This is a genomic window from Stutzerimonas stutzeri, assembly GCF_002890895.1.
Lineage (GTDB): Bacteria > Pseudomonadota > Gammaproteobacteria > Pseudomonadales > Pseudomonadaceae > Stutzerimonas > Stutzerimonas stutzeri_AB.
In genome coordinates, this window is record NZ_POUL01000005.1 from 138,115 (window position 1) to 159,472 (window position 21,358).

The window sequence follows — 21,358 nt, forward strand, 5'->3', positions numbered from 1 at the left end:
AAAAATAGTAGCGTCTTCGTCTATGGTTGGTCTCCAGTTTTTTCCGCCTTGCGATGAGGACAGCTGCTATGAGCCAAACCGGTTTCGATATCCAGACCGCCGCCGTGATCGGCGCGGGCACCATGGGCCGCGGTATCGTCATGAGCCTGGCCAACGCCGGTGTGCAGGTGCTGTGGCTGGACAACAATCCCGAGATGCTCGACCAGGCGTTGGGCGTCGTGGCCGACACCTACGCGCATAACGTCCGCCAGGGGCGGATCGACGAGGCTCAGGCGGCTGCACGTCGCGCCTGCATCAGCAAAGCGGCCGATTATCAGGCGTTAGCCGATGTCGATCTGGTGATCGAAGCCGTTTACGAGAACCTCGAGCTAAAGCAGACCATCTTCCGCGAACTGGACGGCATCGTTAAGCCCACCGGCATTCTCGCCAGCAACACCTCGGCACTGGATATCGACGCCATCGCCGCCGTCACCCGGCGCCCGGAGCAGGTCGTGGGACTGCACTTCTTCAGCCCGGCACACATCATGAAATTGCTGGAAATCGTCCGCGGCGCGGAGACCTCCAAAGCCGTGCTCAAGGCGTCCACTGAACTCGGCAAGCGCATGGGCAAGGTCAGCGTGATCGCCGGCAACTGCCAGGGCTTCATTGGCAACCGCATGCTCGCGACCTATGTGCGGGAAGCACGAATGATGCTGCTCGAAGGGGCTTACCCGCACCAGGTAGACGCTGCGCTGCAGGGCTTCGGTTTTGCTATGGGGCCGTTCCGCATGTACGACGTAGTCGGCATCGACCTGGAATGGCGTTCGCGCGAATTGGCCGGTAAGGGCCAGGATGAGCCTGAGGTGCAGATCGACAACCGCCTCTGCGAGCTTGGCCGCTTCGGTCAGAAATCCCGCATGGGCTACTACCGCTACGCCGAGGGCAGCCGCCAGGCCGAACACGACCCGGAAGTGGACGCGCTCGTGCAGCGCGAGTCCGAGCGGCTCGGCTTTCAACGTCGCGAAATTGGCAGCGAAGAAATTCTCGAGCGCTGCCTGCTGGCGTTGGTCAACGAAGGCGCGAAGATTCTTGAAGAAGGCATGGCCGAGTCCAGTGCTGATATCGACACCGTTTACCTCTACGGCTATGGCTTCCCGGCCGAAGTCGGCGGGCCGATGACCTGGGCTGATCGCCAAGGCCTGCCAGCCATTCGTGACCGGTTGAATGCACTGGCCGAGCGCCACGGGCCGCACTGGCAGCCGGCCGAGCTGATCGACAGCCTGGCCACGCTCGGCAGTTGCTTCGTTGACTACAAAAAGGAAGCCTGAGCATGGAGTACAAGGCCCCCCTGCGTGACATGCGTTTCGTACTGCACGAGCTATTCGACGCCAGCGCTCATTGCGAGCTGCTCGGCAACGGCCTGGACCGTGAGCTGATCGACGGCGTGCTGGAAGAAGCGGCGCGCTACACCGGCGGCGAAATCGCACCGCTCAATTGCAACAGCGACGAAGAGGGCGTGACCCTTGAAAACGGCGAGGTGCGCACCCCGCAGGGCTTCGTCGAGGCCTACAGGCAGTACGTCGACAACGGCTGGGCGAGCATGACCGGGCCGACCGAGTACGGTGGCCAGGGCTTCCCGCAGCTGGTCGCCTGTAACTTCCACGAGATGCTGATGGGCGCTTCGCTGTCGTTCCGCATCTACTCGGGCCTTACTGAAGGCGCGGTACTGGCGCTGTACAAGCACGGCAGCGACGAGCTGAAGAACGGCTATCTGGAAAAACTGGTCAGCGGCAGCTGGAGCGGCACCATGTGCCTGACCGAGCCGCAGGCCGGCACCGATCTTGCGCTGTTGCGGACCAAGGCCGAGCCCCAAGCGGACGGCAGCTACAAGGTCAGCGGCAGCAAGATCTTCATCTCCGGCGGCGAGCACGACATGAGCGAGAACATCGTGCACCTGGTGTTGGCACGCCTGCCGGATGCACCGGCCGGCGTGAAGGGCATCAGCCTCTTGCTGGTACCCAAGTTCATCGCCAAGGCCGATGGTACGCCCGGCGAGCGCAACGCGCTTTCCTGCGGCGCCATCGAGCACAAGATGGGCATCAAGGGCGCGGCCACTTGCGTGATGAACTTCGACGGCGCCACCGGCTGGGTCGTCGGCGAGCCCAATCAGGGCCTGGCGTGCATGTTCACCATGATGAACGACGCGCGCTTCCAGGTCGGTCTGCAGGGCCTGGGCATCGCCGAGCAGGCCTATCAGGGCTCGCTGGCCTATGCACGTGAGCGGCTGCAGTCGCGCGGTCTGGCCGGTGTTCAGCATCCGGACAAGGTGGCTGATCCGATCATTGTTCACCCGGACGTGCGGCGCATGCTGCTGACGCAGAAGACACTGGTCGAGGGCAGTCGGATGTTGGCGGCGTATTGCGCCCGGCAGCTGGACCTTGAACATGGCCATCCCGAACCGAGCTACCGCAAGGCCGCAAGCAAGCGCGCGGCGCTGCTGATTCCCATCGTCAAAGCCTTTTTCACTGACATGGGCCAGGAGGTCGCGAGCCTCGGCGTGCAGGTCTACGGCGGCCACGGTTATATCCGCGAGTGGGGCATGGAGCAGCTGATGCGCGACAGCCGCATCACTCAGCTGTACGAGGGCACCAACGGCATCCAGGCGCTCGACTACATCCGCCGCAAGTTGCTCGGCGATGGCGGCACTGAACTGTCAGCGCTGCAGGCCGAGTTCAGCGAGATTTGCGACCAGCAGGTTGACCGGCCAGCACTGCAAGCCATGGCCAGCAAGGTACAGGCTCGGATCGGTGAATGGCGTGAGCTGAGCGCCGAGATCATCGCCGCCACCGGGCGGGACCCGCAGGAAATCGGCGCGGTGTCGGTGGATTTCCTGCAGTACTCGGCCTATGTGTTGTTGGCGGGGCTCTGGCTACAGGCTGCAGCGCGGGCGCAGGACGCGTTGGAGCAAGGGGTTGGAGATGAGGCGTTCTACCAGGCCAAGCTGGCCAGCGCGGACTTCTACCTGCGTCGCGTACTGCCGCGGGCCAGTGCGCATCGTGAGGCAATCCAGGGCGGTGCCGATTGCCTGATGGCGCTGCCAGAAAGCGACTTCGCGTTTTGAGCTAATCGATCACAGGAGGCACCGATGCATCCGTTCAGCTTTGCCACAACCGCCCAACTGATTTGTGAGCCCGGCTCGTCGCGCCGGCTGGCCAGTCTCTGCAAGGAGCGCGAGGCGCGTTCCGTATTGGTCGTGACCGATCCTGGGATTACCCGCTTCGGCCTGCTCAACGAGGTGCTTCCGGGTTTCGAGACGGAAGGGTTGAAGGTCGCCGTTTACGATCAGGTCGTCGCTGATCCGCCGGAAGCCATCGTGCTGGCCGCCGTCGAGCAGGCCCGGTCAGCTGGCGCTGATCTGGTGATCGGCTTTGGTGGCGGCAGCTCGATGGATGTCGCCAAGCTGGTGGCCCTTCTGGCACACCCGGACAACACCCAGACCCTGCAGGATATCTACGGCGTCGGTAACGCCAAGGGCAAGCGTTTGCCGTTGATTCAGGTGCCGACCACCGCAGGCACCGGCTCCGAGGTCACTCAGATCGCCATTATCACCACCGGCGAAACCACCAAGATGGGCGTGGTCTCGCCCCTGCTGCTGCCGGACCTGGCGCTGCTCGACGCTGACCTTACCCTCGGCTTGCCACCGGCGGTGACGGCCGCCACCGGGATCGACGCCATGGTGCATGCCATTGAGGCCTACACCAGCGCTTTGAAGAAAAACCCGATGTCCGACCTGCTGGCGCGCGAGGCGCTGCGTCTGCTGGCGGCCAACCTCGACGAAGCCGTACACAACGGCAGCAACCGCGAGGCGCGCCAGGCCATGCTGCTCGGTGCCTGCCTGGCCGGGCAGGCCTTCGCCAACGCCCCCGTGGCTGCGGTGCATGCGCTGGCCTATCCGCTGGGCGGCAACTTCCACATTCCGCACGGGCTGTCGAACGCGCTGGTGCTGCCGCAGGTGTTGCGTTTCAACGTCAATGCGGCGACCACCCATTACGGCGAGCTGGCGCCGATCATCCTTGGTGATCGGCTGCGCAAGGATGATCCGTCGACTTATGCCGAGCAGCTGATCGAGGAATTCGAGCAGATGAGTGCACGTGTCGGTCTGCCGACCCGTTTGCGCGACGCCGGTGTGCCGGAGGACATGCTGTCGCAACTGGCGAAGGAGGCGATGCTCCAGCAACGCCTGCTGGTCAACAATCCACGCGAAGTGACCGAGGCTGATGCCTTGGCCATCTACCGCGCCGCGTACTGACCCTGTTGGTGCACCGCGTCGCCTGCGGTGTGCCGGTTTGCTGAACAAGGACTTCTCGAATGGCCGAACAACCGCAGCACCTGCGCGCCAATTACCGTCACTTCCAGCCGATCACTACGCGCTGGCATGACAACGATATCTATGGCCACGTGAACAATGTCGTCTACTACAGCTATTTCGACAGCGCGGTTAACACCTATCTGATTGCGCGTGGCGGGTTGGATATTCACGAAGGCGAGGTGGTGGGGTTCGTGGTCAGTTCTTCGTGCGACTACTTCGCCTCCATCGCCTTTCCCGATGTGCTGGAAGTCGGGCTGCGGGTCGGCAAGCTTGGCAACAGTTCGGTGCAGTACGAGCTGGCGATTTTCAAGGCAGGCGAAGCGCAGGCCTGTGCGGCGGGGCGCTTCGTGCATGTGTTCGTGGACCGCGCCAGCAACCGGCCGACGCCGATCCCGAGCGGTTTGCGGCAGGCGCTCGAAGCGCTGGTGATGACGGCCGGATAAACCTCAGCTCTGCGGTAGACAGCTGAACGGCCGAGCTTTTTCGGCCGTTTCACTGTGGATGGTCGCGCCGCGCTACGGAGCGGCTGACTCAGCGGTGATGCTTGTGTTTGTGCTTCCAGTGTCCCTTGGCTTTGCCTGGGTGGCCGTAGTAACGGCGGTCGTCACGGTAGCGACGGTCATTGCGATAGTCGTCATCGTCGCCGTAGGCATTGCCGATCGCGCCGCCTGCGCCGCCACCCACGGCTGCACCAATCAGGCCGCCGGTGCTGCCCCCGACGTGCTGGCCGATCACGTTACCGCCCGCTGCGCCAAGGCCACCACCAATGGCCGCTTCGGTGCGGCTGCGCTTGTCGGCGCCGACCATGCCGCCCGCAGCGCCGCCTACACCGGCGCCGATCGTGGCGCCCGTCGAGCCGCCAAGATGCTCACCGACGACCGAGCCGAGTGCACCGCCCAATGCTCCGCCGACAGCGGCTTCGGTGTTGCTCGCGGCGGCGATACCGCCGTAGGTCAGGCCAAGGGAAAGAACTATCAGCTGCAGGGACTTCATGTACACCTCGATAGCAAAGCCGGCGTGCGGCGAAATTGCCGTCATAGACCGGCTTTGCCGGTACCGGGTTCCACGGGCCGCCATCGGGTTCGCAAAACCTGGACGTGGTTCACATGTAGCCAAATCGTCCGCCTCTTCTCCGCCCGGAAAAGGCTCGTGGAGCCCGACCTCAGCGCCGCGTCAGGGCGTCACTCATTGACTGGTTTCATCGTTTAGCTAACAAGTGGCAGGCCGCTACCGTGCGGCCTGCTGAATACAAATGTTGACGTCTGGGTGCGTTCGACAAAGGAGCGCCTCGTTGATGGAGGCGCTGCCGAGGCGAACTCGATCAGTGAATATGCCGAGCAGCCTGGTACCTGTTGAATGGGTTTGACGCTTGGTGATGGTCCGCGTAGTTGCCGCTCGATTAGAGTTGGATAGTCATCGCTCTCCATGCTCGAGATACGATCAGCCACCCGGTGCGTCGGCCCTGAGCAGAGCCCGACCACCACCTCGTAGGCTGAGCCTGAGCAGATCGAACCGCAGGTACAGCCCTGAGTCGGATATTCTTACAGCACGCCTGCAAGGAAAGTTCGATATGCCTCGTCCTGCACCCCTGAATGCTGCCGCGCCCATCGCCAGTTCGGCGCCGGCCGCCTATAGCTATGCGGAGCTGAATGCCTCGGAAAATACGGGCGACGCGGTGCTGGCCGAGGAGTGCGCGCTGGCCATCGCCTACAACGGCATCAGCCACGCGGTGATGATGGTCTCGCCCAGCGCGCTGGAGGACTTCGTCGTCGGCTTCAGCCTGAGCGGCGAGCTGGTTGGCAGCGTCGACGAGATCTACGACATCCAGCTCAGTCGGCGCGGCGACGCGTTCAGCGCCGAGGTAGAGATCGGCAATCGAGCGTTCTGGGCACTCAAACAACAGCGCCGCAACCTGGCCGGTACCAGCGGTTGCGGTCTGTGCGGGGTGGAGGCGATCGACCAGGCGCTACCGCAATTGACCCCGCTGGTGTCCAGCCCCTTACCGCCGGCCGCGCACCTGCAGGAGCTGCGCGCGCGGATCAACGATGCGCAGCGCCTGGCGCGGCAAAGCGGTGCGCTGCACGCAGCACTGTTTGTCGACGAACATGGCGAGATCGTGCTGTGCCGTGAGGACATCGGCCGGCACAACGCGCTGGACAAGCTGATCGGCGCGCTGCGCCGCGAAGGGCGTGACGGCTGTCGGGGCTTCGCGGTGGTCACCAGCCGCTGCAGCCTGGAGCTGATCCACAAGGCTGTGCGTGCGGGTTTGTCTACGCTGGTCAGCCTTTCAGCACCGACCGATCTCAGCGTGCGCTGGGCGCGCCAGCACCGGCTCAACCTGATCCATCTGCCGCACCACAGCGCGCCGCGGGTCTACAGCCCGGCGCTTACGGCCGAGCGCGCGCATCCCCGCTAACCTTCGGGTTTCCGCCGTTTGCATGCAAACGGCACCCCTAGACGTTTTTGACGCCGCTGTACCTGCACGGCTCTACTCGAGCTCCTGGGCCAGCATGGCGCGGATGCGCGTGGCCAGCAGGTCGATGGTGAAGGGTTTGCTGATCATGTCCATGCCCTTGTCGAGAAAGCCGCTGCTGGCCGCCTGTTCGGCGTAGCCGGTCATGAACAAGACGCGCAGGGTGGGCCGCAGCTGGCGTGCGATGTCGGCCAGCTGACGGCCGTTCATGCCGGGCAGGCCGACATCGGAAATGAGCAGGTCCAGCGGTTCACCGCTGACCAGGATAGCCACCGCCGCGTTGGCCTCGGCCGCTTCCAGAGCGCGGTAGCCGAGCATGTCCAGCACGTCCATGACCAGCATGCGCACCGCGGCATCGTCCTCCACCACCAGCACCCGTTCGCCCTGCAGCGCTTTCGGCACCTGCTCGGCAGGGGCGTCAGGTACAACCTGAGTTTGAAGATCGCAGTGTGCCGGCAAGTAGAGGGTGACCTCGGTGCCTTGGCCCGGCTCGCTGCGGATCTGCACATGGCCGCCGGCCTGGCGGGCGAAGCCGTAGATCATCGACAGGCCGAGCCCGGTGCCCTGGCCGATGGGTTTGGTGGTGAAAAATGGCTCGAACGCAGCCGCCAGGACCTTCGGCGTCATGCCGCAGCCACTGTCGATCACGCTGAGGCTGACGTAGTGCCCGGGGGCCATGTCACCGATCTCACCGGGCTGCTGCAGCATCACGTTGGCCGTGGCGATATACAGGCTGCCGCCGTCGGGCATGGCGTCGCGGGCGTTGATGACCAGGTTGAGCAGTGCGCTTTCCAGCTGGTTGTCGTCGCTGTGGGCTGGCCACAGGTCCGGCTGCAGCTGAGCGTCGACCAGGATGTGGCTGCCCAGTGTGCGCACCATCAGGTCGTGCATGGACTCGACCAGCGCATTGATGTCGACCCGCTTGAGATTCAACGGCTGGCGACGGGCAAAGGCTAGCAGCCGGTGGGTGAGCGCCGCCGCGCGGTTGGCCGAGGTGACCGCCGCGTCGATGAAACGCTGGGTTTCGGCGTGTCGGCCGGTCTGGTTGTAGCGCTGGATAAGGTCCAGCCCACCGATGATGCCGGTGAGCATGTTGTTGAAGTCGTGAGCGATGCCGCCGGTGAGCTGGCCCACCGCTTCCATCTTCTGCGCCTGGCGCAGCGCTTCCTGCGCCTGCTCACGACTGGCCATTTCCTTGAGCAGGCGCTCGTAGACTTCCGCCAGCGCCTCGGTGCGCTCCTGTACCCGACTTTCCAGCGTCTCGTTGAGCTCACGCAGCGCCTGTTCTGCTTCCCAGCGCTCGGTGACGTCCTGAGCCAGCACGAAAAAGCCCTGTACCTCACCCTGGTCGTCGCGGCGCGGCAGGTATTGGACCTGGGTTTGGCGTGGTTTGCCGTCGCGGTGCGAGCTGTAGGCTTCGAAGCTCAGTTCCTGGCCGGCCAGTGCCGCCTTGATGTGAGCCTCGCGAATGGCATAGGCCTCTTCACCGATGACCTCGCGAACGCTTTTGCTGTATAGCGACTCGGGGCTTAAGCCATACCAGCTTTCATAGTGGCTGTTGTTGAAACGAAAGCGCTCATCTCGATCAACGTAGCCGATAAGCACCGGCAAGGCGTCGTTGATCATCTTGATTTCAGCGTTCCGGCGGCGCAGTGCCTCCTCTTCGCTTGGCCGAAGACAGAGCAGCTGCCCAACGATCTGTTGCCCGTCGCGGATGGGGCTGATGGCGATATCGAAGCCAACATTGCTGCCCGGCGACAGGCTGCTGTCGACAGGGTGATAGTTGCGCAGTGTGCAGGTCCGGTTGCGCTCAGCGAGCGGGCTCGCATGATGCAGATCCGGCCAGTTGTCGCCCCAGGATGTCGCGACTGGTGCCCCGAGCGCCCCTGGATGGTGGTCTCCGATGGCAGCGGCATGCGCATCGTTGTACAGCTGCAGGCTGGCTTCGCCCCACAGGATGCACATTGGCAGCGGCGTCTCGAGCACGGTGTCGAGCAGTACGCGCAGAACGGTCGGCCAGTGCTCGACCGGGCCCAGCACCGTTGTGCTCCAGTCGTGCAGGCGGATCTGCCGGCCCATTTTGCTGCGCTCGGAAGGCCAGAATCCTGCGTCTACAACCATAGTCCTTCCATTCTGGCGCGCCAGGGTTCTACCCGCATCGCACCTATGCCGAGTTCATGTATACGCTGGACGTCAGTCACCTGGATCGCCTTTTCCATCATCCGCTGGCCGTCTCTTATAAGGCGGATACACATACGTCTGAGTTAAGCACGCCCGCATCTTTCGGTCAGGCCGAGAAGCCCTGCAGGCTGCGGATCAGCTCGAGATAATCGTCCACAGCGGTGAATTCTTCGGTGTCCTTCCTGCCTCGGCGACTGTCCGGTTCGCTGATGGCCAGCAGGTGAGCGATGCCGTAAGCCCGCGCACTGCGCAGTACGGACAGGCTGTCGTCGATGAATAACGCGGTTGCCGGATCGAAATCCAGATCCGTTTTCAGGGCATGCCAGAACTGGGCTTGCTCCTTGGGGAAGCCATAGTCGTGTGAACTGATCAGACGATTGAACCAGGGTGCCAGTTCGATACGTTCGAGCTTCAGCGACAACGAGTCGCGGTGGGCGTTGGTGATCAACACAACGCGCTTGCCCGCATCGCGCAGAGCCGCGAGAAATTCGTCGGCAGCCGGACGCAGTGCGATCAGGTCAGCGATCTCGCGCTTCATCTCACGAATCGGCAGGTTCAGCTCGCGGGTCCAGAAGTCCAGGCAGTACCAGGTAAGCTTGCCCTCATGTTCGTTGAACAGCGGGGCCAGCTCCAGTTCGGCCATGGCGCGGCTGATGCCATGCCGTTCGGCATAGCGCTGGGGCAGCAGGTCGAGCCAGAAATGGTTGTCGAAATGCAGATCCAGCAGGGTGCCGTCCATGTCCAGCAGGACGGTGTCGATCTCGGACCAGGGCAGTGAAGCGATCATGGCGGGCTCTTGTTCGGCGGTTGGCACAATGGTGCGACAGCGGTCGGCTCGATGCAAAGCGTTCGCGGCGATCACAAAAAGCCGGGTTATGATTGGCCTTCGCGTTCCAAGGATATCCCCATGCGCCAGAAGCCTACCGTACTCGCCCGTGAGATTGTCGCCAGCAGCCGCCTGTTCCGTGTCGAGGAGCTGCAGCTGCGGTTTTCCAACGGCGTGGAGCGTACTTACGAACGACTGGTCGGCAAGGGGACCGGCTATGGCGCGGTGATGATCGTCGCGCTGGAAGCTGATGGCCGGGCGCTGCTGGTGGAGGAGTACTGCGGCGGTACCGATACCTACGAACTGTCGCTGCCCAAGGGGTTGATCGAGCCGGGCGAAGACGTGCTCGACGCGGCCAACCGGGAGTTGAAAGAGGAGGCCGGTTTCGGCGCGCGCAGCCTGGAATTGCTCACCGAACTGTCGCTGTCGCCGGGCTACATGAGCCAGAAGATTCAGGTGGTGCTGGCGCGCGACCTCTATCCCGAGCAGCTGCCGGGGGACGAGCCAGAGCCGATGCGTGTCGACCGGGTGGATCTGCGTGAGTTGTCCAGCCTGATCCAGAACCCGCAGTTCAGCGAAGGGCGAGCCCTGGCGGCCCTTTATCTGGCGCGTGATCTGCTCAGCCAGCGGGGGGAGTTCGCGCTATGAGCCATCCCTATCTGGCCCCCGTCATTGAGCTGGTCCGCGCTGCGGGCGAGGCCATCCTGCCGCACTGGCGCAACGATGTGCAGGTGCATGAGAAGGCCGATGCATCGCCCGTAACCGCCGCTGATATGGCGGCTCATCATCTGCTGGCTGATGGCCTCCGGGCGCTCGATGCGGCCATCCCGGTATTGTCCGAGGAAGATTGCGCGCTGGATCTTGCCGAGCGTGCCGGCTGGTCGCGTTGGTGGTTGGTCGATCCGCTGGACGGCACCAAGGAATTCATCGCCGGTAGCGAAGAATTCACCGTGAATGTCGCGTTGATTGAGCAGGGGCGGGTGCTGTTCGGAGTGGTCGGGGTCCCGGCCAATGGCCGCTGCTATTACGGCGGTGCTGCGTTTGGTGCCTGGCGTGCTGAAGCAGACGGTGCGGCGCAGCCCTTGCGGGTGCGCCATCAGGCTGCGGGCGAGTTCACCGTCGTTGCGAGCCGTCGCCACTCGAGTCCGGCGCAGGAGCGTTTGCTCTATGGCTTGCGGCAACGTTTTGGCGAGCTGGCATTAGCCAGTGTCGGCAGCTCGCTGAAGTTCTGCCTGTTGGCCGAAGGGGCCGCCGACTGTTACCCGCGGCTGGCACCGACTTCACAGTGGGACACGGCGGCGGCCCAAGGCGTGCTGGAGGGCGCCGGCGGCGAGGTGCTGAATATTGCCGGCGCCGCCCTGACCTACGAAGCGCGTGAGGATTTCCTCAACCCCTCATTCCTGGCGCTACCGCGTGACGCCGAATGGCGGGCCGAGCTGATCGAGCTGGCTGGCCGCTGACGCTGAGGTGCTCCGGAGGCCGGTTATTCGCGCGGTGACTCGGTCGCGCATAAGGCCATGCTAGGATTCTTGCGGTGACCAAGCCGAGCGCTTGAGTTGGAACGCTGGAGCTGCCTGTGTCGAAAACCCCCACCGGGATACGCCAATGGATCTGGCGTGCCTTCGTTCAGACAACATTGATCCCACTGGTGCTGGTCGAGGTCGTGCTGATCGCGGCCTACCTGCTGACCAACAGCGCCATCCGCGATGCGCAGATCGAGCACCTGCGCGAAACGGCGCTTTCCGAATTACAGACAGCCGTGGCGCGTGAGTCGCGAGTGATCAGCCAGCAGCTGCAGGAAGTGGCGAACGCGGCCACCCTGTTTCGTAATTTCTCCCGTCGTGCGCTGGAAGACGACAGCCCCGTGGCGCCGTTGCCGCTTGAGCTCAATGCCGATGGGGTGCGCTATAGCCCCCGCGACCTGGGTGGCGCCGCCAGCTTCTACTCGGGGCTGACGCCCCCGGAACGTCACGATCTGCAGAAGGTGGCCAAGCTGCAGCGGCTCGATCCGCTGATGAAGGAGCTGCACGCCAGCAACCCGCTGATCGCCAGCCTCTATTTCAACAGCTGGGACGGCTACAACCACATCTATCCCTGGTTCGATACGGCCCAGCAGTACGCGCCGGATGTGAACATCCCCAGCTACAACTTCTATTACCTGGCCAACGCTTGGCACAACCCCGCGCGCCAGGTGGTGTGGACCGACGTCTACCTCGATCCGGCCGGGCAGGGCTGGATGATGTCGGCCGTGGCGCCGGTTTACCGAGGGGACATGCTCGAAGGCGTCAGCGGTATCGACATCACGGTCAGCGGCCTCCTGAATCAGATCAGTCATCTGCGAGTGCCCTGGGACGGCTATGCCATGCTGGTCAGCCGTGACCTGAGCATCATGGCCCTGCCGGAGTCGGGCGAACGGGAATTCGAGCTCAACGAGCTGACCGATCACTATTACAACGGCGCGGTGCGCCAGGAAACGCTCAAGCCTGAAGATTTCCGCCTTGACCGCCGCGGCCAGACCCGCGAGCTGGCAAAGGCGGTCGCTACGCAGAGCGAGGGGGTCATGAGCCTGGAGCTGAAGGGTGAACAACGGCTGGTCGCCTGGACGACGGTGCCGCAAACCGGTTGGCACCTGATGGCGGTGGTCGATGAAAACGCCGTTTTCAGCCAGACCAATGCCTTGGCCAGTCGCTTTCAGCAGATCGGCTATCTACTGATTGCCGGGTTGGTGCTGTTCTACCTGCTGTTTTTCGCCTTCATGTGGCTGCGTGCGCGCCAGCTCAGCCAGGCGCTGCTGAAGCCGATCGCGGGTATCTCGCAGATGATGGGCCAGATCGGCCTCGGTCGGTGGCGGCCGGAGCCCGTCTCGTCAAAAATCCGCGAGCTGGATGATCTGGCGCAGCACACCCGCGGCATCGGCGCTCAGCTTGAGGACAGCGAGGCGCAGCGTACCCAGGCTCAGGAGCGTCTCGAACTGGTGCTTGAAAGCGCCACTGAAAGCCTCTGGGAAAACGACATGCGTCGCGGCGTGATGCAGCTTCGGGGGCGCCTGCCAGCTCGCTTCGGGTTGTCTTCGGCACAGCTGAGCGAGGCTCAGTTTCTGCAGCGTATCCATCCGCTCGACGTCGCCCAGGTACAGGCCGAACTCGACCGCATGCACGAAGGGCAGGCGCTGCGCTATGAGAGCGAGTACCGCTTCGCTGATGCGCTGGGTGAATATCACTGGCTGCTCAGTCGCGGCCGCGTGCTGGAGCGCGACCCGCAAACAGGCGAAGCGACCCTGGTGGCTGGTACGCATGTGGATATCGATGCCATCAAGCGGGTCGAGGACGATTTGCGCCAAGCCATTCAGCAGGCGCATGCGGCCAACGAGGCCAAGACTCATCTCATCTCCAGCATCAGCCATGAGCTGCGTACGCCGCTTAACGCCATCCTTGGGTTCGCCCAGCTGATGCGCATGGACTGCTCGCCGGATGCGCAGCCGGAAGCTGCTGAGTATCTCGATGAGATCCTGTTGGCCAGCCGGCATCTGAACCAGTTGCTTGGCGATATTCTCGACTGGTCGAGCCTGCAGGCCGAGCGGCCGCAGCTGACGCTAAAAACCGTCGAAGTCACTGCTTTGATGCATGAGTGCGCCGAGCTGGTGGCGCTTGATGTTCAGCGCCACGGCCTGCAGTTGGAATTCGATTTGCCGCCCGGGCCCGTCGAAGTGCAGGGCGAGCCGCGTCGGTTACGTCAGGTACTGCTCAATCTGCTGTCCAACGCCATCAAGTACAACAAGCCAGACGGGAAGATTGTGCTGCGCATCGAGACGGTCGCCGGCCAGGCAAGGCTGGTGGTCGAAGACACGGGGCTCGGCATCGACGAGAGTTTGCAGGCGCAGCTGTTCGAGCCGTTTCGCCGGCTTGGCCGCGAGAGTTCGAACATCCAGGGTGCGGGCATCGGCCTTTCGCTGTGCCTGGAGTACGCCAAGCTGATGGGCGGCAGTATCGGGGTGAAGAGTGCGCCTGGAGCCGGCAGTCGCTTCTGGATCGCCCTGCCATTGGCGGGTGCGCAGAGCGCCCGGCCGCTTCGCCAGCGGCCGCGGATCGTCTATGTCGAAGATGACCCGGCCAGCCAGCTGCTGGTGCGCAAGGCCCTGGCTGATCTGGCTGAGGTCAGCGTAATCGGCAATGGGCGGATGGCCTTGGAACACTTGCTGGTCGATCCGCCGGAGTTGCTGCTGCTGGATTTCAACCTGCCGGAGCTCGATGGTGAGCAGTTGCTGCGTTTGCTGCGTCAGGCCCCGACCACCCAATGGCTGCCGGTGCTCGTGCTGAGTGCGGTGAGTGAAAAGAAGACCGGGCTCGACTGCCAAGGCTGGCTGAGCAAGCCGCTGGACCTCGACGAGCTGCGTCGGCAGGTCCGGGATTGCCTTCAGGAGTTCGATCTCCATCCGAGTTGAGCCCGCAGATCAGTTGACGCGCTCACCGCAGAGGTCGAGGGCGAACCAGTGCTCGACTTCGGTCTGCGACAGCCCGGCGCCGAGCAGCGCGAACAACTTGCCCAGTGCCGCCTCCCGCGTCATGCCGCCGCCTGACATCAGCCCGCTGGCGGCCAGTTTGCTGCCGGCCGCATAAATGCTGAATTCGACGTGCCCCTGCGGGCACTGGCTGATCGCGGCCAGTACAACGCCGCGCTGATGGGCGTCCTGCAGCGCCTTCAGCAGATCAGCATCATCCGCGGGCCCAGTACCGCTGCCATAGCACTCGATGAGCACGCCCTCCACGCCACTGGACAGCAAGGCGTGCACCTGCGTCGCCTGAATGCCTGGGTAGAGCGGCAGCACCGCGAGGTTCACCTGCTGACGCGATTGGCGGTAGTCGAGTGTTGCGGGAATAGCGGGTGCGCGCTGGCCCTGACGCAGCCGTGGCAGTACGCCGAAGGCATCGAGGCTGGCGGTTCCGAGCTTGCTGACGCGAGCACCGTGCATCAGTTTGCCGGCGAAGTAGAGATGCACGCCTGGCTCGACGCCCGCGTGCAGCGCCTGCATCGCACCGAACAGGTTGTCCCAGGCGTCACTACCGGGCGCGCCGGCCGGCAACATCGCGCCCGTCAGCACCACCGGCACCGGGAGGCCCAGCAGCAGGAAACTTAGCGCCGCCGCGCTGTAGGCGAGGGTGTCGGTGCCATGCAGGACCAGCACGGCGTCGCAATTGTCCTGCTCGACACCGGCTCGGATCGCCTCGACCATTGCCAGCCAGTGAGTCTGGTTCATGTTGGCGCTGTCGATGGCGGGCAGCAGTTCGCGGAACTGCCAGTCTGGCAAGGCCAGCTCGGATTGTTTGTCCTGCTGGTCGCGCAGTCGGCTGGCGAAGCCGGAAGCAGGCATCAGCCCTTCGGCGCTCTGCTGCATGCCGATGGTGCCGCCGGTGTACAGCACCAGGGTGTTTCTGGAAGCCGGCATAGGGGTCTCCTAATGAAAACAGGGGCCAGCGGCCCCTGTTCAAACGACGCGGAGCAACTTAACGCTGATGTGCCTGACGGGCAGCCGTGGCGGTGTTGACCGTCGATTCACTGGCGACTCTGGCTGGCCAGACGCTCGGGTCCAGATCCAGATCGGCGAAGTTCTTCGGATCGAATACTGGCGACTCGACACCTGCCTTGCGCTGGCTATCGTAATCGCGCATCAGGCGCAGGCCTACCTTGAACAGCAGCGCCAGGGCAATCAAGTTGCAAATTGCCAGCAGCCCCATGGTGACATCGGCAAAACCGAACACCGTGCCCAGGTCCTGAATCGAGCCCCACATCACCAGGCCGATAACCATGACGCGATACACCAATACTGGCCAGCGCTTGCCGGTGAAGAAGCCCAGTGCGTTCTCGCCGAGGTAGTAGTTGTAGATCAGCGTGGTGAACACGAACAGCAGCAACGCGACGCTGATGAACACCCGGCCCCACTCTCCGACGACGGCGGCCACAGCGGTTTGCGTCAGCACCACACCGGCCATTTCGCTGCCCGGCTCGAACACGCCGGAGAGGATGATGATCAGCGCGGTGCAGCTGCACAGGATGATGGTGTCGATGAATACGCTCAGCGACTGCACGATGCCCTGCGCCACAGGGTGCTTGACCTCAGCCACCGCCGCGACGTTGGGCGCACTGCCCAGGCCCGCTTCGTTGGAAAACAGGCCACGCTTGACGCCCATGATGATGGCCGCGCCGATGCCGCCGGCGAAAGCGGGTTCCAGGCCGAAGGCACTGCGGAAGATGGTGCCGAATGCTTCAGGAATGGCGCTGGCGTTGCTGCCGATGACAAAGATCGCCATGGCGATGTAGGAGAACGCCATGATCGGTACCAGCACGTCGGCGAACTTGGCGATGCGCTTGATGCCACCGAAGATGATCAGGCCGATCACCACCATCAGCACGATACCGCTGACAAAGGTTGGCACGCCGAAGGTGTCGTTCATCGAGCTGGCGACGGTGTAGGACTGCACGGCGTTGAAGCCGAAGCCAAAGGTCACCAGCAGCAGCAGCGACACGACGATGCCCAGCCAGCGCTGGCCGAGGCCGTGCTCGATATAGAAGGCCGGGCCGCCGCGATAGCCGCCGTCGGGCTCGCGCCGCTTGTACAGCTGGGCCAGGGAGCATTCGAAGTAACTGGTGGCCATGCCGACCAGCGCCACGATCCACATCCAGAAGATTGCGCCTGGCCCGCCGAGCATGATGGCGACCGAAACACCGGCAATGTTGCCGGCGCCGACGCGGCCGGCGACGCTGAGCATCAGCGCCTGGAACGAGCTGAGCTGGCCTGGCTGGCGTTTGAAGGCTTCAGCGAAGATGTGAAACATGCTGCCGAAATAGCGGAACTGAACGAAGCGCGAGGCAATGGTGAAGAACAGGCCGAGGCCTATCAGCATCACGATGAGCAGCTTGCTCCAGATGAGATCGTTGAGAAGATCGAGCATGGCGGAGAGGTCTCTGTTGTTGTTTTGACAAATGGTGAAACACCGACCCGGAATGGTTAGCCAGACCCCGCGGTCATTCAATTGCGCGGGTCGCGGCGATCTGGCGCGAGTTGATGCTAGAATCGCGCCGCTCGCATCACCGGACATCTCAATGCAAGACCACCTCGGCGCCAATCTCAAGCTGCTCTGCAGCCATTACCGCTCGATCGCCGAGGTCTGTCGAAAGCTGACGATCAACCGCGCCCAGTTCAACAAGTACCTGAACGGGCAGAGCCGCCCCACCGCACACAACCTCAAGCGCATCTGCGATTTCTTTGGCGTGGAAAGCTACGAACTGAGCCTGCCGAGCGACCAGTTCACTCAGCTGATTGGCATGCGCAGTCACGACCAGGAGCGCATCGCTGCCAGCGACCCGCTGCTGGAGTTGTTCCAGCCGATGCGCGACAACGCCAACAGCCTCTCCCGTTATTGCGGCTATTACTTCGAATACGCCAACTGTATGTCGGTGCCGGGGCAGATTCTGCTGTCGCTGGTGCATCTGCGCGAGGACCGTGGCAGCTTCGTCTTCGAGCGCCAGGAGCGCCAGGAGCAGTCGCGTGCCGACAACCCAAGGGCCGAGGACTGGGTGGTGCGTTGTCGTTACCTCGGCGCGGCGTTCTACCTGCAGGATCGCCTGTTTCTGATCGACTACGAATCGCTGACCGGAAACGAGATGAGCCAGACCATCCTCATTCCCAGTTTCAAGAGCCGCATCAGCCGCCTCAACGGCCTGAAGACAGGCGTCTCCAGCGGCGACCGTCGTACCCCGGCCTGTACTCGCGTGGTCTGGGAGTACCTGGGCAGCGAGATCAATCGGGTCAATGCCTATCGGCAGGTGATGCTTTACGGCCTGGATGACCCGCGCATTGACCCGGAAATCCGCGATCGACTGGCTGCGGTGTCGTTGCAGGATGGTTTGTTCGAGATCGAGTAAGGCCGGTGCTAGCTGCCGAGCGGCTGCGGCGGTCACTTAGGCGCACCACAGCTCGGCAAGATGGAAGAGCCTGTAAGCGCGGTCGTCACGCGGCGATGGCGCCGCGCGCACCATCGCCCTGGTGGCAGGTTCAGCAGAGTTCAGGATGCTTGACGCAGGTGCCGTAGCCCTCGGTTTTCATCTCGTCCAGCGCGTTCTGCAGGCGGGTAACCACTTCATCAGGCGTGTCCTTGTTCAGTGCCAGGTACAGCGGGGCGGAGTTGAACACCAGCACGGTGTTCAAGGCGCCCACGCCTTCCTGCCGGGCGTAGTAGCGCCAGACCGGGTCGGAGGTTGCCCAGAGATCGATACTGCCGCTGAGCAGCTTCTGCAGATTTTCCTGATCCCGCAGCGAGTTGACCGGCGTGAGGCCCTGGGCTTCGACACGCTGGCTCACAGCGCTGCTCTTGTAGGCGCCGATGGTGTAGCCCTTGGCCTGTTCCAGGCTGGTCAGCTTGAGGTTCGAGCCAGGGGCCGAGAGCAGTACGCTTTCGTACTGGGCGATGGGGCCGACCCACTTGAACAGCGGGCGGCGGTCATCGGTCATGGAGGTGGAAAAAAGCCCGTGGTCGGGGAAATCCAGGGTCGCCTGGTAAACGCGATCCCAGGGAAAGCGCAGCGTCATCGAGTAATCAATGCCGGCGCGCTTGAACATCTCCCGGACGGTGTCCGCACTGATGCCCTGAATGTGCTCTTCCTTAGCGAAGTTCTTGCCGCCCTCGGCCATGTTGAACGGCGGGAAGTTCTCGGTCTGCAGCACCACTTCGTAGCCTTGCGGCAGCTCTGCATGCGCGAGCGGCACGCCGGTAATGGTGCTGAACAACAGGGTGATGGCGAGTAGTCTGCGCATGGGGCCTCCGTGAAAGCGGCGGAGTCTACGCAAGCGAAAAAAACGGCGGCATGTGCCGCATCACGCTTTGATCGGTGCGCCTGCGCCGCCTCGCACGGAGAGCGGCGCTTGCACCTTCACTGACGAGCACCGTGGCTCTGCCGCCGCTGGTTTGCCTTGCCGGCGTTACGCCTTCAGCGGCACCAGTCGCGGCGCGATCATGTTTTCCGGGCGCAGGATGTCGTCTAGGGTGGCGTCGTCCAGCAGCTGTTCCTCTCGCACCAGTTCCAGCACGCCACGGCCGCTGAGCAGCGCCTGGCCGGCGATGCGAGTGGCGTTTTCGTAGCCGATGTAGGGGTTCAAAGCGGTGATCAGGCCGATGGAGTTTTCCATCAGGCGCCGGCAATGGTCCTCGTTGGCGGTGATGCCGACGATGCAATGCTCGCGCAGCATGTCCATGGCGCGTTGCAGCAGGCGGATCGAATCGAACAACTTGAAGGCAATCAGCGGCTCCATGACGTTGAGCTGCAGCTGCCCGGCCTCGGCGGCCATGGTCAGTGCCAGGTCATTACCAATCACCTCGAAGGCCACCTGGTTGACCGCTTCGGGGATCACCGGGTTGACCTTGCCTGGCATGATCGAGCTGCCCGGCTGGCGCGGCGGCAGGTTGATTTCGTTGATGCCGGTGCGCGGGCCGCTGGAGAGCAGACGCAGGTCGTTGCAGATCTTCGACAGCTTCACCGCCAGGCGCTTGAGCATGCTGGAGAAGGTGACGAAGGCGCCCATGTCCGAGGTGGCTTCGATCAGGTCGGCAGCAGGTTTGAGCGGGTGGCCGCTGATGGTCGCCAGACGCTGCACCGCCAGGGCCTGATAGCTGGGGTCGGCGTTGATCCCGGTGCCGATGGCAGTGCCGCCGAGGTTCACCTCGACCAGCAGCTGCGGCGCGATCAGGCGCAGGTGCTCAAGGTCCTCGCCGAGGGTGGTGGCAAACGCGCGGAACTCCTGGCCGAGGGTCATGGGCACTGCGTCCTGCAGCTGGGTGCGGCCCATCTTGAGGATGTGCGCAAATTCCCCCGACTTGCCGGCAAAGGCTTGTACCAGGCTGTCGAGGCTGGCCAGCAGGGTGTCATGACCCAGCAGCAGGCCCAGGCGAATGGCGGTCGGGTAGGCGTCGTTGGTCGATTGCGCCATGTTCACGTCGTTGTTCGGGTGCAGGTGGCGATACTCGCCCTTGGCGTGGCCCATGTATTCCAGGGCCAGGTTGGCAATCACTTCATTGGCATTCATGTTGGTCGAGGTGCCGGCGCCACCCTGAATCATGTCGACGACGAACTGGTCGTGGTGCTCGCCACGGACCAGGTGCGCGCAGGCCTGACTGATCGCCGTGTGCTTGGCGCCGCTGAGATGGCCGAGTTCTCGGTTGGCGTCCGCCGCCGCCTGCTTGACCATGGCCAGTGCCACCACCAGTTTTGGAAAGTGCGACAGCGGCACGCCGGAGAGGTGGAAGTTGCGCACCGCGCGCAGCGTCTGGATGCCGTAGTAGGCGTCAGCGGGTACTTCGAGGGAGCCAAGCAGGTCTTTTTCGAGGCGGAAAGATGCAGCGGAGGACATGAGGATTCTCATCCGAGAGAAAAGCGGCGTTTGCCGCGAAGGCCGCTACCATAGGGTTTCCGCGGGTTCTGCGGCCAATGCCGTTAAACGCTGGGTCATGCGTGATCGGCATAGCGGTGGTGTGACGTCCTTCAGCTGAGAAGCGTTATTGCTGCCCATCAGCACCCTATTGATTGCTCCGGGAGTCGGCATGAACATCGAAACCAAGTGGCTGGAGGATTTGGTCGCCCTGGCCGCGACTCGAAGTTTTTCCCAGGCAGCGGAGCGACGCTTCGTCACCCAGCCAGCCTTCAGTCGGCGCATTCGCAGCCTGGAAAACTGCCTTGGGTTGACCTTGGTGAACCGCGCCAAGACGCCGGTCGAGCTGACCGAGGCGGGCCAGCTGTTCCTCGTCACCGCACGCAACATGATCGATCAGATCGGCGAGGTGGTGCATTACCTGCACAACCTCGAGGGGCAGCGCGGCGAGGTGTTGCAGATTGCCGCTGCGCATTCGCTGGCGCTGGGCTTCTTTCCCGAGTGGCTGGCGCGTCTGCATCAGGACGGTGTGCCGGTGAACAGCCGACTGGTCGCGACCAATGTCGGTGAGGCGGTGCACTCGCTGCGCGAAGGCGCCTGCGACCTGATCCTCGCTTACTACGACCCAGACGCCGCGCTGCAAATGGATCCTGAGCTGTTCCCGTCCCTGTCGCTGGGCCGCACCGAAATCGTTCCAGTGTGCGCGGTCGATGCCGCTGGCGAGCCCCTGTTCGACCCAGACAGCGGGCAGAGCGTCCCGCTGCTGGCCTACAGCGCTGGCGCCTCGCTCGGCCGTTCGGTCAATTTGCTGTTACGCCAGCGCGGCCTGCGCTCTTCCACGGTGTACGAAACGGCCATGGCCGACAGTCTGAAAAGCATGGCCATGCAGCGCCTCGGCCTGGCCTGGGTGCCGCGACTGAGCGTGACTGCCGAGCTGGAGCGCGGCGAACTGGTGGTTTGTGGCGGCGAGCACTGGCGCGTGCCGCTGGAGATTCGCCTGTACCGCTGCGCGTTGGTACGCAAGGCACCGGTTCGCCTGCTTTGGCGCAAGCTGGAAGCAGGCGCGGGGCAGGGCGTTGAGGGCGTGCTGAAAGAGTGAAAGCAGGCCGGACT

General features: G+C 63.5%; 17 protein-coding genes. 10 read left to right on the forward strand and 7 right to left on the reverse strand.

Annotation, left to right across the window (positions count from 1 at the left end; all coding sequences use genetic code 11):
* Window positions 1–68 precede the first annotated feature (68 nt).
* The 4 genes from CXK96_RS11105 to CXK96_RS11120 are packed head-to-tail and all read left to right on the forward strand — an operon-like array spanning window position 69 to window position 4,791.
* On the forward strand, window positions 69–1,307 hold the full coding sequence (locus tag CXK96_RS11105; protein WP_102836521.1) for a 3-hydroxyacyl-CoA dehydrogenase: 1,239 nt from the start codon (window positions 69–71) through the stop codon (window positions 1,305–1,307).
* A 2-nt stretch (window positions 1,308–1,309) separates the two neighbouring features.
* Window positions 1,310–3,100, forward strand: a complete 1,791-nt coding sequence (locus CXK96_RS11110; RefSeq protein WP_102836522.1) for an acyl-CoA dehydrogenase C-terminal domain-containing protein — start codon at window positions 1,310–1,312, stop codon at window positions 3,098–3,100.
* Between the two features lie 24 nt (window positions 3,101–3,124).
* Entirely contained in the window at window positions 3,125–4,288 is a 1,164-nt protein-coding gene (locus CXK96_RS11115; RefSeq protein ID WP_102836523.1) for an iron-containing alcohol dehydrogenase, read from the forward strand.
* A 59-nt stretch (window positions 4,289–4,347) separates the two neighbouring features.
* Window positions 4,348–4,791 (forward strand): acyl-CoA thioesterase, encoded by a 444-nt coding sequence (locus CXK96_RS11120; RefSeq protein WP_102836524.1) that lies wholly within the window; start codon window positions 4,348–4,350, stop codon window positions 4,789–4,791.
* Window positions 4,792–4,879: 88 nt separating this feature from the next.
* On the opposite strand, the gene CXK96_RS11125 is transcribed toward CXK96_RS11120, so the two are convergent.
* Window positions 4,880–5,341 (reverse strand): YMGG-like glycine zipper-containing protein, encoded by a 462-nt coding sequence (locus CXK96_RS11125; RefSeq protein ID WP_102836777.1) that lies wholly within the window; start codon window positions 5,339–5,341, stop codon window positions 4,880–4,882.
* 577 nt (window positions 5,342–5,918) lie between these two features.
* Between CXK96_RS11125 and fdhD the strand changes: the two genes are divergently transcribed.
* Complete coding sequence (gene fdhD / locus CXK96_RS11130; RefSeq protein WP_102836525.1) at window positions 5,919–6,764, forward strand: formate dehydrogenase accessory sulfurtransferase FdhD; 846 nt, start codon at window positions 5,919–5,921, stop codon at window positions 6,762–6,764.
* Between the two features lie 72 nt (window positions 6,765–6,836).
* On the opposite strand, the gene CXK96_RS11135 is transcribed toward fdhD, so the two are convergent.
* Window positions 6,837–8,942 carry a PAS domain-containing sensor histidine kinase gene (locus tag CXK96_RS11135; protein ID WP_102836526.1) on the reverse strand — a complete coding sequence of 702 codons (2,106 nt, stop codon included), beginning with the start codon at window positions 8,940–8,942 and terminating at the stop codon, window positions 6,837–6,839.
* Between the two features lie 166 nt (window positions 8,943–9,108).
* On the reverse strand, window positions 9,109–9,789 hold the full coding sequence (yrfG, locus tag CXK96_RS11140) for a GMP/IMP nucleotidase (protein ID WP_102836527.1): 681 nt from the start codon (window positions 9,787–9,789) through the stop codon (window positions 9,109–9,111).
* A gap of 120 nt (window positions 9,790–9,909) precedes the next feature.
* Between yrfG and nudE the strand changes: the two genes are divergently transcribed.
* From nudE to CXK96_RS11155, 3 genes are all read left to right on the forward strand, one after another.
* Window positions 9,910–10,476, forward strand: coding sequence for an ADP compounds hydrolase NudE (gene nudE, locus CXK96_RS11145; RefSeq protein ID WP_102836778.1), 567 nt, complete (start codon window positions 9,910–9,912; stop codon window positions 10,474–10,476).
* Window positions 10,473–11,288 (forward strand): 3'(2'),5'-bisphosphate nucleotidase CysQ, encoded by an 816-nt coding sequence (gene cysQ / locus CXK96_RS11150; protein ID WP_102836528.1) that lies wholly within the window; start codon window positions 10,473–10,475, stop codon window positions 11,286–11,288. The genes nudE and cysQ overlap by 4 nt, the downstream gene beginning before the upstream one ends.
* A gap of 116 nt (window positions 11,289–11,404) precedes the next feature.
* Window positions 11,405–14,269, forward strand: coding sequence for an ATP-binding protein (locus tag CXK96_RS11155; protein WP_423835191.1), 2,865 nt, complete (start codon window positions 11,405–11,407; stop codon window positions 14,267–14,269).
* A 9-nt stretch (window positions 14,270–14,278) separates the two neighbouring features.
* On the opposite strand, the gene CXK96_RS11160 is transcribed toward CXK96_RS11155, so the two are convergent.
* Together CXK96_RS11160 and CXK96_RS11165 are read right to left on the reverse strand one after the other, a co-directional pair.
* Window positions 14,279–15,271 carry an asparaginase gene (locus CXK96_RS11160; RefSeq protein ID WP_102836530.1) on the reverse strand — a complete coding sequence of 331 codons (993 nt, stop codon included), beginning with the start codon at window positions 15,269–15,271 and terminating at the stop codon, window positions 14,279–14,281.
* Between the two features lie 58 nt (window positions 15,272–15,329).
* Window positions 15,330–16,775 (reverse strand): alanine/glycine:cation symporter family protein, encoded by a 1,446-nt coding sequence (locus CXK96_RS11165; protein WP_102836531.1) that lies wholly within the window; start codon window positions 16,773–16,775, stop codon window positions 15,330–15,332.
* 151 nt (window positions 16,776–16,926) lie between these two features.
* Between CXK96_RS11165 and CXK96_RS11170 the strand changes: the two genes are divergently transcribed.
* A complete protein-coding gene (locus tag CXK96_RS11170) occupies window positions 16,927–17,748 on the forward strand; it encodes a helix-turn-helix domain-containing protein (protein ID WP_102836532.1) in 822 nt (273 codons plus the stop codon).
* Window positions 17,749–17,878: 130 nt separating this feature from the next.
* Here the strand turns inward: CXK96_RS11170 and CXK96_RS11175 are convergent, their stop codons facing one another.
* Window positions 17,879–18,637 carry a substrate-binding periplasmic protein gene (locus tag CXK96_RS11175; protein WP_102836533.1) on the reverse strand — a complete coding sequence of 253 codons (759 nt, stop codon included), beginning with the start codon at window positions 18,635–18,637 and terminating at the stop codon, window positions 17,879–17,881.
* Window positions 18,638–18,802: 165 nt separating this feature from the next.
* Window positions 18,803–20,227 carry an aspartate ammonia-lyase gene (locus CXK96_RS11180; RefSeq protein WP_102836534.1) on the reverse strand — a complete coding sequence of 475 codons (1,425 nt, stop codon included), beginning with the start codon at window positions 20,225–20,227 and terminating at the stop codon, window positions 18,803–18,805.
* A gap of 190 nt (window positions 20,228–20,417) precedes the next feature.
* On the opposite strand from CXK96_RS11180, the gene CXK96_RS11185 reads away from it, so the two are divergent.
* Entirely contained in the window at window positions 20,418–21,344 is a 927-nt protein-coding gene (locus CXK96_RS11185; RefSeq protein WP_102836535.1) for a LysR substrate-binding domain-containing protein, read from the forward strand.
* The last annotated feature ends 14 nt before the right edge of the window (window positions 21,345–21,358 follow it).

Coding starts and splice junctions, on each gene's coding strand:
- CXK96_RS11160 (WP_102836530.1), bottom strand. CDS start 15,271: ATGCCGGCTTCCAGAAACACCCTGGTGCTGTACACCGGCGGCACCATC.
- cysQ (WP_102836528.1), top strand. CDS start 10,473: ATGAGCCATCCCTATCTGGCCCCCGTCATTGAGCTGGTCCGCGCTGCG.
- CXK96_RS11185 (WP_102836535.1), top strand. CDS start 20,418: ATGAACATCGAAACCAAGTGGCTGGAGGATTTGGTCGCCCTGGCCGCG.
- CXK96_RS11135 (WP_102836526.1), bottom strand. CDS start 8,942: ATGGTTGTAGACGCAGGATTCTGGCCTTCCGAGCGCAGCAAAATGGGC.
- CXK96_RS11180 (WP_102836534.1), bottom strand. CDS start 20,227: ATGTCCTCCGCTGCATCTTTCCGCCTCGAAAAAGACCTGCTTGGCTCC.
- CXK96_RS11170 (WP_102836532.1), top strand. CDS start 16,927: ATGCAAGACCACCTCGGCGCCAATCTCAAGCTGCTCTGCAGCCATTAC.
- CXK96_RS11110 (WP_102836522.1), top strand. CDS start 1,310: ATGGAGTACAAGGCCCCCCTGCGTGACATGCGTTTCGTACTGCACGAG.
- CXK96_RS11105 (WP_102836521.1), top strand. CDS start 69: ATGAGCCAAACCGGTTTCGATATCCAGACCGCCGCCGTGATCGGCGCG.
- CXK96_RS11125 (WP_102836777.1), bottom strand. CDS start 5,341: ATGAAGTCCCTGCAGCTGATAGTTCTTTCCCTTGGCCTGACCTACGGC.
- fdhD (WP_102836525.1), top strand. CDS start 5,919: ATGCCTCGTCCTGCACCCCTGAATGCTGCCGCGCCCATCGCCAGTTCG.
- CXK96_RS11175 (WP_102836533.1), bottom strand. CDS start 18,637: ATGCGCAGACTACTCGCCATCACCCTGTTGTTCAGCACCATTACCGGC.
- CXK96_RS11115 (WP_102836523.1), top strand. CDS start 3,125: ATGCATCCGTTCAGCTTTGCCACAACCGCCCAACTGATTTGTGAGCCC.
- yrfG (WP_102836527.1), bottom strand. CDS start 9,789: ATGATCGCTTCACTGCCCTGGTCCGAGATCGACACCGTCCTGCTGGAC.
- nudE (WP_102836778.1), top strand. CDS start 9,910: ATGCGCCAGAAGCCTACCGTACTCGCCCGTGAGATTGTCGCCAGCAGC.
- CXK96_RS11165 (WP_102836531.1), bottom strand. CDS start 16,775: ATGCTCGATCTTCTCAACGATCTCATCTGGAGCAAGCTGCTCATCGTG.
- CXK96_RS11120 (WP_102836524.1), top strand. CDS start 4,348: ATGGCCGAACAACCGCAGCACCTGCGCGCCAATTACCGTCACTTCCAG.